Source organism: Aeribacillus composti (assembly GCF_007827555.1).
Taxonomy (GTDB): domain Bacteria; phylum Bacillota; class Bacilli; order Bacillales; family Aeribacillaceae; genus Aeribacillus; species Aeribacillus composti.
Genome location: NZ_VISS01000048.1, coordinates 1 through 12678, shown reverse-complemented (window position 1 = coordinate 12678; position 12678 = coordinate 1). Strand labels below are relative to the sequence as shown.

At 38.7% G+C, this 12678-nt stretch carries 14 protein-coding genes and 1 tRNA gene; 12 read left to right on the top strand and 3 right to left on the bottom strand.

From position 1 onward, the window contains the following. Positions 1 to 18 precede the first annotated feature (18 nt). The 7 genes from FB379_RS17495 (at position 19) to FB379_RS17465 (ending at position 5182) form a co-directional block, all read left to right on the top strand. Positions 19 to 94 (top strand) — tRNA-Asp (locus FB379_RS17495). Between the two features lie 152 nt (positions 95 to 246). Then, the gene (gene thiL, locus FB379_RS17490; protein WP_144598519.1) at positions 247 to 1254 is read left to right on the top strand and encodes a thiamine-phosphate kinase; all 1008 of its coding nucleotides are present in this window, start codon (positions 247 to 249) and stop codon (positions 1252 to 1254) included. Next, entirely contained in the window at positions 1241 to 1717 is a 477-nt protein-coding gene (gene tsaE / locus FB379_RS17485) for a tRNA (adenosine(37)-N6)-threonylcarbamoyltransferase complex ATPase subunit type 1 TsaE (RefSeq protein WP_144598518.1), read from the top strand. The genes thiL and tsaE overlap by 14 nt, the downstream gene beginning before the upstream one ends. Next, positions 1698 to 2393, top strand: a complete 696-nt coding sequence (gene tsaB, locus FB379_RS17480) for a tRNA (adenosine(37)-N6)-threonylcarbamoyltransferase complex dimerization subunit type 1 TsaB (RefSeq protein WP_066248096.1) — start codon at positions 1698 to 1700, stop codon at positions 2391 to 2393. Before tsaE ends, tsaB begins: the two co-directional genes overlap by 20 nt. Then, on the top strand, positions 2363 to 2842 hold the full coding sequence (rimI, locus tag FB379_RS17475; RefSeq protein ID WP_063388681.1) for a ribosomal protein S18-alanine N-acetyltransferase: 480 nt from the start codon (positions 2363 to 2365) through the stop codon (positions 2840 to 2842). The genes tsaB and rimI overlap by 31 nt, the downstream gene beginning before the upstream one ends. Next, entirely contained in the window at positions 2842 to 3861 is a 1020-nt protein-coding gene (tsaD, locus tag FB379_RS17470) for a tRNA (adenosine(37)-N6)-threonylcarbamoyltransferase complex transferase subunit TsaD (protein ID WP_066248098.1), read from the top strand. The genes rimI and tsaD overlap by 1 nt, the downstream gene beginning before the upstream one ends. A 151-nt stretch (positions 3862 to 4012) precedes the next feature. After that, a complete protein-coding gene (locus FB379_RS17465) occupies positions 4013 to 5182 on the top strand; it encodes an ISL3 family transposase (RefSeq protein WP_144598517.1) in 1170 nt (389 codons plus the stop codon). 304 nt (positions 5183 to 5486) lie between these two features. Here FB379_RS17465 and FB379_RS17460 read toward each other — a convergent pair whose 3' ends face one another. After that, complete coding sequence (locus FB379_RS17460; RefSeq protein WP_144598516.1) at positions 5487 to 7409, bottom strand: ABC-F family ATP-binding cassette domain-containing protein; 1923 nt, start codon at positions 7407 to 7409, stop codon at positions 5487 to 5489. Positions 7410 to 7720: 311 nt separating this feature from the next. Here FB379_RS17460 and FB379_RS17455 point away from each other — a divergent pair, with 311 nt between their 5' ends. The 3 genes from FB379_RS17455 to tatC are packed head-to-tail and all read left to right on the top strand — an operon-like array spanning position 7721 to position 9325. After that, positions 7721 to 8362 carry a redox-sensing transcriptional repressor Rex gene (locus FB379_RS17455; RefSeq protein ID WP_063388684.1) on the top strand — a complete coding sequence of 214 codons (642 nt, stop codon included), beginning with the start codon at positions 7721 to 7723 and terminating at the stop codon, positions 8360 to 8362. Between the two features lie 14 nt (positions 8363 to 8376). Then, a complete protein-coding gene (locus FB379_RS17450) occupies positions 8377 to 8556 on the top strand; it encodes a twin-arginine translocase TatA/TatE family subunit (protein ID WP_144598515.1) in 180 nt (59 codons plus the stop codon). Positions 8557 to 8578: 22 nt separating this feature from the next. Next, positions 8579 to 9325 (top strand): twin-arginine translocase subunit TatC, encoded by a 747-nt coding sequence (gene tatC / locus FB379_RS17445; RefSeq protein ID WP_117017328.1) that lies wholly within the window; start codon positions 8579 to 8581, stop codon positions 9323 to 9325. Positions 9326 to 9416: 91 nt separating this feature from the next. On the opposite strand, the gene FB379_RS17440 is transcribed toward tatC, so the two are convergent. Further along, positions 9417 to 9620 (bottom strand): YdiK family protein, encoded by a 204-nt coding sequence (locus FB379_RS17440; RefSeq protein WP_063388687.1) that lies wholly within the window; start codon positions 9618 to 9620, stop codon positions 9417 to 9419. A 4-nt stretch (positions 9621 to 9624) separates the two neighbouring features. Beyond that, positions 9625 to 10356: a CPBP family intramembrane glutamic endopeptidase gene (locus FB379_RS17435; protein ID WP_063388688.1), complete on the bottom strand. Its 732-nt coding sequence runs from the start codon at positions 10354 to 10356 to the stop codon at positions 9625 to 9627. A 248-nt stretch (positions 10357 to 10604) separates the two neighbouring features. Between FB379_RS17435 and groES the strand changes: the two genes are divergently transcribed. Together groES and groL are read left to right on the top strand one after the other, a co-directional pair. After that, positions 10605 to 10889 carry a co-chaperone GroES gene (gene groES / locus FB379_RS17430; RefSeq protein WP_063388689.1) on the top strand — a complete coding sequence of 95 codons (285 nt, stop codon included), beginning with the start codon at positions 10605 to 10607 and terminating at the stop codon, positions 10887 to 10889. A 53-nt stretch (positions 10890 to 10942) separates the two neighbouring features. Next, positions 10943 to 12565, top strand: a complete 1623-nt coding sequence (groL, locus tag FB379_RS17425; RefSeq protein WP_063388690.1) for a chaperonin GroEL — start codon at positions 10943 to 10945, stop codon at positions 12563 to 12565. The last annotated feature ends 113 nt before the right edge of the window (positions 12566 to 12678 follow it).

Genomic DNA, 12678 nt, shown 5'->3' with positions numbered 1-12678 from the left:
CCTGCCCCCGCAACCAATGGTCCCGTAGTGTAGCGGTTAACATGCCTGCCTGTCACGCAGGAGATCGCGGGTTCGATTCCCGTCGGGACCGCCATTACAACAATATACGAACAACTAACGAAACGTTCAACGTTTCGTTTTTTTATTTTATGAATATCTTGGATAAGCTAAACATATGCGGTAAACTATACAAGAGGATTGAATTGGATTCTTTAGGAGAGCACCTTTTAAAGAAAGAGGTTTTATATGTCAATTCAGGATGAATTTGAGTTTATCCGAAGTATTCGGCCAGCACATTATTTTCATGAAGGCCTTGTTGTCGGAATAGGTGACGATGCCGCAGTTTACACACCGAATAAAGGTTTTCAGCAAATAGTCTGCACAGACACAATGGTCGAAGGGGTTCATTTTTTACGTAAAACAATGGAGCCTTTTGATATCGGCTTTAAATGTTTGGCAGTGAACATTAGTGATATTGCCGCAATGGGCGGGATTCCAAAGTATTTTTTAGTTTCCATTGCGATTCCCTCTCGATGGCACGAGAAAGACTTACAATCTATATACAAAGGAATGGCAGATGCCGCAGAAAAATATAAAGTGGATTTAATCGGTGGAGATACTGTTTCTATTGCTGATCACCTCGTCATCACCGTCACCTTGATTGGAGAAGTTGAACGCGGGAAAGCCCAATTGAGAAGCTCAGCAAGACCGGGGGATGTGGTTTTTGTTACGGGTACTCTGGGGGATTCAGCTGCTGGATTGCACCTTCTATTAAACGATGAGTTCAATTTGCCGGAGGAAGATTATCAATATTTAGTATCTCGCCATAGACGTCCGAAGCCGCAAGTAAAAGCGGGCAGGATTATTTCTGAAGTGGATCGGGCGAGCCTTAATGATATTAGTGACGGTATTGCAAGCGAATTGAATGAGATAGCTGACATGAGCAACGTACAAATCGTCGTACATAAAGATCTTCTTCCATTAAGTGATTCAATACAATTATTGCCGTTAGAAAAGCAATTTGAGTGGGCTATCACTGGAGGAGAAGATTTTGAACTGGTAGGAACGACTTCTAAACATTCCTTTGAAGTATTGAAAAAAAAATGCGAGCAAGAAGGAATACGCATAACGAAGATCGGAGAAGTATTTGAAGGCAGCCCATCGGTTTATTTGCAAGAAAAAAATATTCGCAAACGGCTATTAAGCAAAGGCTACAATCATTTTAAAAAAGGTGATTCATTTGGATCAATTTGAAATAAAAACAACAAATCCTGAAGAGACAGGGAATATGGCGATGAAGCTGGCTCAGCACTTACAAGCGGGCGATGTGATTACGCTTGAAGGAGATCTTGGAGCAGGCAAAACTACATTTGTGAAAGGACTGGCAAAAGGTTTGGGCATTGGCAGAACAGTGAACAGTCCTACTTTTACAATCATGAAGGAGTATACAGACGGCAGACTGCCGCTTTATCATATGGACGTTTATCGGATTGAAAATAGCGATGAGGATTTAGGGTTTGATGAGTTTTTTGATGGAGACGGTGTAACAGTTGTAGAGTGGGCGCATTATATAGAAGATCAACTGCCGGAGGAAAGACTGGATATATTCATCCGTTACATTCAGGACAATGCAAGATCTCTAATTTTTAGGCCGAAGGGAAAAAGATATATTAAGCTGTGTAAGGAGTTTTTCACTGATGACGGTATTAGCGATTGATACATCAAACGACTGTTTAGGCATTGCGTTAGTAGACGAAACTAAAATTATTGGCGAATATATGACGAACTTGAAAAAAAACCATTCTGTTCGTGCAATGCCGGCAGTTGATTATCTTTTGAAAGAGTGCCACGTTCAGCCCAGCGACTTAACAAAGATTGTGGTTGCCCAAGGTCCTGGCTCTTATACTGGTGTGCGAATCGGTGTAACAATTGCTAAGACGCTTGCATGGGCTAGAAACATTCCTTTAACGGGCGTTTCCAGTCTTGAAGTGCTTGCACTGAACGGGCGTTTTTTTGACGGGTTGATTTGCCCTTTATTTGATGCAAGAAGAGGACGAGTTTATACCGGGCTGTATGAATTTAAAGAAAACATACTTTGTGTGAAAGAAGACAGAAATATTCTGCTAGAAGATTGGTTGAATGAAATAAAACAGCTCAAAAAGCGGGTGCTCTTTTTAGGGAATGATGTTTCTCTTCATTTAGATCTGATCAAAGAAATAATGGGTGAGCTGGCAGTCATCGGGGATCCGTCATTGCACCAGCCGCGTCCGGGATTGCTAGGTTTGCTGGGAATGACCAGAGAAGCAGTTAATGTTCATCAGTTTGTGCCAAATTATTTAAGGTTAGCAGAGGCGGAAGCGAAATGGATCGAGCAGCAAAAAACGTCAACATGATTAATAATCAAGTAAATGTTCGAAAAATGACAGTTGAAGATATACATCGTGTTTATGAAATCGAACAGCTGTCATTTTCGGTTCCTTGGACAAAGGAATCATTTTATCGGGAATTGGTCCATAACCATTTTGCTACTTATTTAGTAATAGAATATGAAGGAAAAGTTGTAGGGTATTGCGGTTTATGGGTGATTGTTGATGATGGGCAGATTACCAATATTGCTATTTCTCCAGCGTATCGGGGAAAAAAGCTGGGAGAGACCCTGCTTAGAAGCGTTTTAAACGTAGCAAAAGAAAAAGGAGCCAAAACCGTTACATTAGAAGTCCGGGTTTCGAATACGGTTGCGCAATCATTATATAAGAAATTGAATTTTGAACCAATCGGAATCCGGGAAAACTATTATACGGATAACCAAGAAGATGCGATATTAATGCAGGTGAATTTATAATGAAAGATCGATTAATTTTAGGAATTGAAACAAGCTGTGATGAAACAGCAGCTGCCATTGTGAAAAACGGAAAAGAAATTGTTGCACAAGTCGTTGCTTCCCAAATTGAAAGCCATAAACGTTTTGGCGGAGTCGTTCCAGAAATCGCTTCACGCCATCATGTCGAGCAAATTACTCTCGTATTAGAAGAAACGTTAAAACAGGCGAATCTGTCGTATCACGATTTGAACGCCGTAGCCGTGACAGAAGGACCGGGGCTGGTTGGTGCATTATTGATTGGAGTCAATGCCGCAAAGGCTTTAGCTTTTGCGTATGATCTTCCACTAATCGGAGTACATCATATTGCAGGACACATTTATGCGAACCGTCTTGTGAAAGAATTTTCTTTCCCGCTGATTGCATTAGTTGTTTCCGGCGGCCATACAGAGCTTGTCTATATGAAGGAGCACGGTTGTTTTGAGGTGATTGGGGAAACACTTGATGATGCAGCAGGAGAGGCTTATGATAAAGTTGCGCGAACATTAAACCTGCCTTACCCGGGCGGGCCTCATATCGACAGGCTAGCACATGAAGGAACTGCTTCCATTGATTTGCCGCGAGCATGGCTTGAAGAAGGCTCGTTTCATTTTAGTTTCAGCGGGCTGAAGTCAGCGGTGATTAACACTCTTCATAACGCGGCGCAAAGAGGGATCACGATAGATCCGAAAGATATGGCTGCAAGTTTTCAGCAAAGTGTTGTAGAAGTTTTAGTGGAAAAAACTGTTCGTGCCAGTGAGAAGTATCAAGCTCAGCAAGTTCTTTTATCAGGCGGGGTAGCGGCGAATAAAGGATTAAGAACTGCTATGGAGGAAGCATTCAAAAAGAAAAAAGGGATCGACCTCGTCATTCCACCATTGTCCTTATGCACAGATAATGCGGCCATGATTGCAGCTTTCGCTGATGTACTTTATGAAAAAGGAATTTTCGGTGATTATCGTATGAATGCTCATCCTGGATTGGAATTAACGTCATATATATAGGCAAAATAGGGTCGAATGAACAGCGGCCCTATTTTTTTGGGTTCTATACTAAATGTTGGGGTAAAGAATTTCATACAATAAAAAAGCATTTACGAAGTGCTCTCTTTTATAATGAAAGTGACCAAACCTCATTTAAAAGGAGACTTCGTAAATGCAAGACTATTGTATCACAAAACTGATTGGATTAGAAAATGTCATTGTGTCAAATATTGTAGAAACGGATACGCACCTAGAAATTTTTATCGAAACCAAACCTTGTCATCAAAGTTGTCCTCAGTGCGGGGAAAGGACAAGATCTATTCATGATTATCGCCTGCAGAAGATTCGAGATGTCAAATTTCGCGAAATGTATACGTATCTCATTCTAAAAAAGCGTCGCTATAAATGTACATCCTGTGGAAAGCGTTTCTATGAACGATATCCCTTCTTAGAGCGCTATCAACGTCATACGATACGTGTCCTTCAAGCCCTTCTTATCAAAGTGAGAACGGCCAATTTTAAGGAAGTGGCGAAAGAGCTTGGATTGGGACACTCAACGGTGATTCGATGGTTTGACCGTTATTATACTTATGAGAACCACTCATTACCACAAATTTTAGCCATTGATGAGTTTAAGGGGACAACCGAAAAAGGAAAATATCAATGTGTCATCGGAGACCCTCGAGGCTTCAAGGTATTTGATGTGATTCAAGACCGTAAGTTGTCCACGCTAAAAGATTATTTTCGTTCTTTACCGACTCATCGTGTTCAAATGGTGGTCATGGATATGTGGCAGCCGTATAAAATATTGGCTCAACAACTCTTTCAAAATCCAATTATCATCGTGGACAAATTCCATTATGCTCGTCATAACTTCTGGGCACTTGAACGAATACGAAAGAGAGTACAAAAGTCGTTCCAAGACAAAGATCGAAAATCGATGAAAAAGTTACGTTTTCTCTTACATAAACCGAAAGAGAAGTTAACCACAAGAGAACAGGAGCTCCTGCAATATTATTTAGAGTTGTCCCCCGATTTAAAGAAAGCTTATCAAGTGAAAGAAGTCTTTAAAAAATGGATGACACAAAGCAATGAACGCAATGTAAGGTTGAACTTAGAACAACTGTATCAAGCGATTGACGAATCAGGACTGGACGAATATCAGTACATGAAACGAACCTTTAAAAGCTGGGAGAAAGAAATCATCAATTCGTTTATTGATCCCTACACTAACGGTTATTTAGAAGGGATTAACAATAAAATGAAAGTCATTAAACGAATGTCTTATGGTATTCGCAACTTTCAACGACTTAGAAATAAGGTATTATGCTCACTTATTTAACTTTCATACATATAAAAGAGGTGCACTTCACATCAAGTGCACCCCAACAATTGACATAGAACCTTTTTTTATTTTAACCACAGGTTATCCACAAAGAAAAGCTTCATTTTGGATAAATAAGACGAAACATTGAAATAGAAGAAGAAAAAACAAGGTGAAACATGTGGATAACTAAAGGGGTTTGTTGTGGATAATGTGAACAAATAAGAAAAATATTATAAGGTAAGGAACTAATGATGTGGATAACTGTTTGAGAGAAACATGCTGAAGGAAACAAAATAAATAAAAAACCGGCATGAGCCGGTTATTCAGAAAGAAGTGATTCCCATTCCTCCATCAGTTGATCTAGTTGTTCCGTTAACATGACATTTTGATCATGAAGTTTTTGAGCTTTTTCATGATCTTGGTATATATTTGGATCGCAAAGCATTTCATTGTTTTCAGCGATCGCTTCTTCAATTTCTGCTATTTTGTTTTCAAGTTCTTCAATGCGGCGCTGTCTTTGCCGTTCCTTTTTTTTCAATATTTTTTCTTGTTCATAAGATAATTTTCCTTGTTTTTGCTCTTTGGTTTCGATAGTTGGTTCTTTCAACTGTTCAAGCTCGATCATCTCCGCTTTTTTTGCAATGTAATAATCATAGTCCCCGATATATTCGGCAATGCCTTCTGTGGATAATTCAAAAATTTTGGTCGCGATTTTGTTGATAAAATAACGATCATGCGAAACAAACAAGATTGTTCCAGGAAAATTTATCAGAGCGTTTTCCAATACTTCTTTGCTGTCGAGATCCAGATGATTCGTAGGTTCATCCATGATGAGAAAGTTAGCTTTTTTTAGCATTAATTTCGCTAAAGCGAGCCGAGCTTTTTCTCCTCCGCTTAAAGACGAGACGGTTTTCAGCACTTCATCTCCGGAAAAAAGAAAATTCCCTAAAACCGTTCGGATTTCTTTTTCTGTTTTTTCGGGATAGTCATCCCACAATTCATCTAAAACCCGTTTAGATGAAGACAAATCCGCTTGTTCCTGGTCATAATATCCGATTTGGACATTAGATCCAAACTGAATTTTTCCGCTCAGCGGCTTTAAGCGGTTGATGATCGTTTTTAATAAGGTAGATTTTCCAACTCCGTTTGGCCCTATTAAGGCAATTGAGTCCTTCCTGTTGATCGAAAAGTTAATATTTTTCACGATCGGAGTTTTTTGATCGTAGGAAAGGGACAAATCAATGGCTTTTAACACGTCATTGCCGCTTTGCTTTTCGATTTCGAAGGAAAAGCTGGCTGACTTCTCGTCCCCAGCGGGTCTGTCCAGTATTTCCATTTTCTCAAGCATTTTCCTTCTGCTTTGCGCACGTTTCGTTGTCGATGCTCTTGCTAAGTTTCGTTGAATAAAATCTTTCATCCGCGCGATTTCTTCTTGCTGTTTTTCAAATTGTTTTAATTCCCTTTCGTACGCTTCCGCTTTTTGTTTTAAATAAGCGCTGTAATTCCCAACATACTTCGTACAAACTGTTCGTGATATTTCATAAACAGTGTTGACAACGCGATCTAAAAAGTACCGGTCGTGGGAAACAATTAGAACCGCTCCATTATAATGCTGTAAATATTGTTCGAGCCAGTTTAATGTTTCCATGTCAAGATGGTTTGTCGGCTCGTCGAGTATGAGCAGATCCGGTTTTTTCAACAGGAGCTTTCCGAGTGCTAACCGGGTTTTTTGTCCTCCGCTCAAAACCGAAATTTTAGTTGAATAGTCGTAATCAGCAAACCCTAATCCATGCAGCACAGAACGGATATCCGCCTCATATTGATATCCGCCATTTTCTTTATATAAATGTTGGAGTGAATCATATTCCTTCATTAAGCTTTGCAAAGCATGAGAATCTCCAGCTGAGGAGATAGCTGCCATTTTTTGTTCAATATTTCGCAGCTCAGCTTCGATGTTCCGCAACTCTTCAAAAACGGTTAGCATTTCATCCCATATCGACTTAGTTGATTCTAATCCTGTGTTTTGTGCCAGATAGCCGATTGTTAAATCTTTTGGCTTCACAATTTCACCAGAATCAAAGGGCATTTCACCGGCAATGATTTTCAATAATGTTGATTTTCCGGCTCCATTGCGGCCTACAACGGCGATTTTATCTCCTGTTTGGATTTCCAGCTTAATATTCGATAAAATAAGGTCAGCACCATAATATTTTGTGATTTTGTTTAACTGCAATAAAATCATCCATAGTTCACCTCAATCTTTGCTAGAATAAGTGTAGCCTATATATTTGACTGCAGGCAACTGACCTGATGAACAAAAGGACAAGAAATTGTAACAATCGTTCAAAAGACACGAATAAAAAAATAGTGTATAGTTTTTATATAAGGAGAGTTTGGAGAAAAAACAAATAAAAAGAAATGTAGACGGAGAAGAAGATCAGGATGGAAGCGTTATCAGTCTGATATTGTTTCATACAGGCGAGCAGCCGCTTGCTAGAAAACATAGTTAAAAACAAAATTAGTCAGGTTGTTTTGGATTGCGAGGGATGAGCATTGAATCAAGATCAATCTAAGATACCGCAAGCAACTGCAAAAAGATTACCTCTATATTATCGGTTTTTGCAAAATTTACATGCCTCGGGAAAACAACGTGTTTCCTCTCAAGAACTGAGTGAAGCAGTAAAAGTAGATTCTGCGACAATTAGAAGGGACTTTTCATATTTCGGAGCGCTGGGCAAAAAAGGTTATGGATATAATGTCAATTATTTGTTATCATTTTTTAGAAAGACGCTTGACCAAGATGAGTTGACCAAAGTTGCCCTCATTGGCGTCGGAAATTTGGGAACAGCTTTTTTAAATTACAATTTTACAAAAAATAACAACACACAAATTGTTATTGCATTTGACATTAATAAACGAAAAGTAGGAATGAAAATTGGTGGAGTTCCAATTTATCATTTGGATCAGCTAGAAAGTGAATTGCCTGATGATGTGCCTGTTGCGATATTAACGGTCCCGGCAACCGCCGCTCAAGGAATAACGGATCGGTTAGTGGAAAAAGGCATAAAAGGCATTTTAAATTTTACGCCGGCTCGCTTAAATGTTCCGGATAAAATTCGGATTCATCATATCGATCTATCTGTTGAACTTCAGGCTCTTGCATATTTTTTAAAACATTATTCGAATGAAGATTGAAGGAGCGATATTAAATGCCAACAATTGGAATTGGAAGCTTGCTGTTGATTGTATTTGCAGCTCTGCTTGTTTTCGGGCCGAAAAAACTTCCTGAGCTTGGAAAAGCTATAGGAGAATCATTAAAGGAGTTTAAAAGTGCCACGAAGGGCTTAGCAGACGATGATGAAGAAAACAAGAAAAATGAATATGAATAGCAAGAAGAATGGATGAATAATGATGAGCGAAAAAAAAATGTCCGTGTTGGAGCATATAGCGGAGCTTAGAAAACGGCTGATTATTGTAGTCGTTTTCTTTTTCGTTGCTATGATTACTGGCTTTTTCATAGCGAAGCCAATTATTGTTTTTTTACAGCAAACTGATGAAGCAAAGCAATTCGCCTTAAATGCTTTTCGTCCTGCAGATCCATTGATCGTTTATATGCAGTTTACATTTATTATTGCTTTAATTCTAACTTTCCCTGTTTTATTGTACCAGCTTTGGGCGTTTATCAGCCCAGGACTGTATGAAAAAGAAAGGCGGGTCACATTAAGCTATATACCGTTGTCGGTTGCTTTATTTCTTTTAGGTATAAGCTTCTCTTATTTTATTTTGTTTCCTTTTGTCATCGATTTTATGGGGCGGCTTTCCAATGATTTAAACATTCAACAAATGATAGGAATAAATGAATACTTTCGTTTCCTGCTGCAGTTAACATTGCCTTTCGGACTGTTGTTTCAGCTTCCCGTTGTCATAATGTTTTTAACAAGACTCGGGATCATCAATCCGGCGTTTTTGGCAAAGGTTAGAAAATATGCGTATTTTGTATTGCTTGTTATCGCAGCGATTATTACGCCGCCTGAAATTGTGTCGCATTTAATGGTCACGATTCCGCTATTCATTTTGTATGAAATAAGTATCATTGTTTCAAGATTTGCTTACAAAAAAGCACAGTCTTCTCAAATAAAAGAATCAGATCAAAAGTAAAACCGATGGGCTGTTAAAACATATCCCTGTCAAGTAGACAGTATAGGCTTTTTTCCTACTGTCTACACAAGAGGGATAATATCATTACACCTCATCGGTTGTTTTTTGCTTTCCGAATTTTATATGAGAAAGTGAACATGCGGATGGAAACAGCAAAATCAAACGTGGCTAAAATCATTAAAATCATATTTGTAGCTGTCCACATACCATTTTCAGCATGATGAATTGCTAAATATGTAAATAGAACTCCCATGATAAAATAGAAGAGTCCCATGGAAACGGGATGAAAATTCATAATCTTAGCTGCCTCCAATAATGATTTGTATTTGTTCCATTTGCTTCATCATGTTTTCAATCTCATCATGATAAATTGTTTGAATGATGACTACGATTGTATTCATCATTGTATGGGCAAAAATAGGGACTAATATGCGTTTTGTTTTATAATATAAAAAAGCGAACGTAAATCCCATTGCTGTATAACGCAATAAAAGTTCAGGCTCCCCATGCACGATGCCGAATAATAGCGAACTGACAAGCGCACCGATCCAAAAATTCGTTTTTTGATAAATCACCCCGAAAATAATTTTTCGGAAGATAATTTCTTCAAGAATCGGTCCTATTATTGATGTGACAATAATCAAATAAGGCGTTGCTTCAATTAAATCCATAATAACTTGAGTATTTTCCGACATCGGATTAACTTTAAGTACATATATTTCAATATTGCCAACGATTGTTTGAATGAAAAAAGCTAAAAAAACTCCGAAAACAGCCCATATGGCAGATTCGCCGAAAGAAGCTTTTTCAATCCGGACATTATTTTTTCGTTCATGACGAAGGAGAAATAAAATAATGACAAACGCAGCAGTAAAACTTGTAATCGACCAATATGCTTGCGCTTGAAAAAGTCCTGCATTGAGATTTTCATCGACGCCAACACCCAGTTCATAAAAAAGGGGAACTCCAATATAGGATGAGAGCTGCATAATGATGTACGTAATGATGATCCACCAATATTGCTTTTTCACGAATAGTTCTCCTTTATAAAAGATTCATATGACTATTTTAACACACAATGTTTTAAAGAAAGAAAAACAATTTTGACAAGGTAAGCACTTAATGGTGGATGTTAAAATTTTTTTAAAAGAGACTTGAAAAATAGAGGAGGTTTCTTTAATATAATAATTGGTGTTAGCACTCGATAGCAATGAGTGCTAATAATGAATAAGGAATAAATTTTGAAAATCTCAAAAGATATTTGAGGAGGTTGTTTCCCTTGTTAAAGCCATTAGGTGATCGCGTTGTAATTGAACTTGTTGAAACAGAAGAAAAAACAGCAAGCGGCATCGTATTGCCTGACACAGCTAAAGAAAAACCTCAAGAAGGTAAAGTAGTAGCAGTTGGTACTGGTCGTGTATTAGACAGCGGTGAACGTGTTGCAGTTGAAGTTGCTGTTGGCGATCGCATTATCTTCTCAAAATACGCCGGCACAGAAGTAAAATATGACGGCAAAGAATACTTAATTTTGCGTGAAAGCGACATTTTGGCTGTGATCGGCTAATAGAGACAGCCCAATATCATAGACAATTTAAATTTTGAGGAGGTTTTCGCAACATGGCAAAAGAAATTAAATTCAGTGAAGAAGCACGTCGTGCAATGCTGCGTGGTGTGGATAAATTAGCAGATGCGGTTAAAGTTACTTTAGGACCAAAAGGCCGTAACGTTGTTCTTGAGAAAAAATTCGGTTCTCCGTTAATTACAAACGATGGCGTTACGATTGCAAAAGAAATTGAATTAGAAGATCCATTTGAAAACATGGGTGCAAAATTAGTTGCAGAAGTTGCTAGCAAAACAAACGATGTTGCTGGGGACGGTACAACTACTGCAACAGTTTTAGCTCAAGCAATGATCCGCGAAGGACTTAAAAACGTAACAGCTGGCGCAAACCCAATGGGTGTACGTAAAGGAATTGAAAAAGCAGTTGCTACAGCTGTTGAAGAATTAAAAGCAATTTCTAAACCAATTGAAGGAAAAGAATCAATTGCTCAAGTTGCTGCTATTTCTGCTGCGGATGATGAAGTAGGTAAATTAATTGCTGAAGCAATGGAACGTGTTGGTAACGATGGCGTTATCACTATTGAAGAATCTAAAGGTTTCACTACTGAGCTTGACGTTGTAGAAGGAATGCAGTTTGACCGCGGATATGCTTCTCCATACATGGTAACAGATTCTGATAAAATGGAAGCTGTTCTTGAAAATCCATACATTTTAATTACTGACAAGAAAATCTCTAACATCCAAGAAATCTTGCCAGTTCTTGAGCAAGTTGTACAACAAGGCAAACCTTTATTAATCATTGCTGAAGATGTTGAAGGCGAAGCTTTAGCAACATTAGTTGTGAACAAACTTCGCGGTACATTTAATGCTGTAGCTGTAAAAGCTCCTGGATTCGGTGACCGCCGCAAAGCAATGTTAGAAGATATCGCCATTTTAACAGATGGTGAAGTTATTACAGAAGATTTAGGTTTAGATCTTAAGAGCGCTACTATTTCTCAATTAGGCCGCGCTGCAAAAGTTGTTGTAACGAAAGAAACAACTACAATTGTTGAAGGCGCAGGCGCAAGCGACAAAATTGCAGCTCGCGTAAATCAAATTAAAGCTCAATTGGAAGAAACAACTTCTGAATTTGATAAAGAAAAACTTCAAGAGCGCTTAGCAAAATTAGCTGGCGGCGTAGCAGTTATCAAAGTTGGTGCCGCTACTGAAACAGAATTGAAAGAACGTAAACTTCGCATCGAAGACGCTCTTAACTCCACTCGTGCAGCAGTGGAAGAAGGAATTGTCTCCGGTGGTGGTACAGCTCTAGTTAACGTTTACAAAAAAGTTGCTGAAATTGAAGCAGAAGGCGACGTTCAAACTGGTGTAAACATCGTTCTTCGCGCTTTAGAAGAGCCAGTTCGCCAAATCGCTCACAACGCTGGTTTAGAAGGCTCTGTTATCGTTGAACGCTTGAAAAAAGAAGAAGTTGGAATCGGCTTTAACGCTGCTACAGGCGAATGGGTGAACATGATCGAAGCTGGTATCGTTGACCCAACAAAAGTAACTCGTTCTGCTCTTCAAAACGCAGCATCCGTTGCCGCTATGTTCTTAACAACTGAAGCAGTTGTTGCTGACAAACCAGAAGAAAACAAAGGTAACGGCAACCCAGGCATGCCTGACATGGGCGGAATGATGTAATAATTGCTCAAAAATCTTGGGGCTGTCCGATAAGTCCCTAAAATGAAGCAAGTGGAGAAAAACAATTCGTTTCTCTCCACTTGCTTTTATATTTTTTCGATTTTTATCTGAAA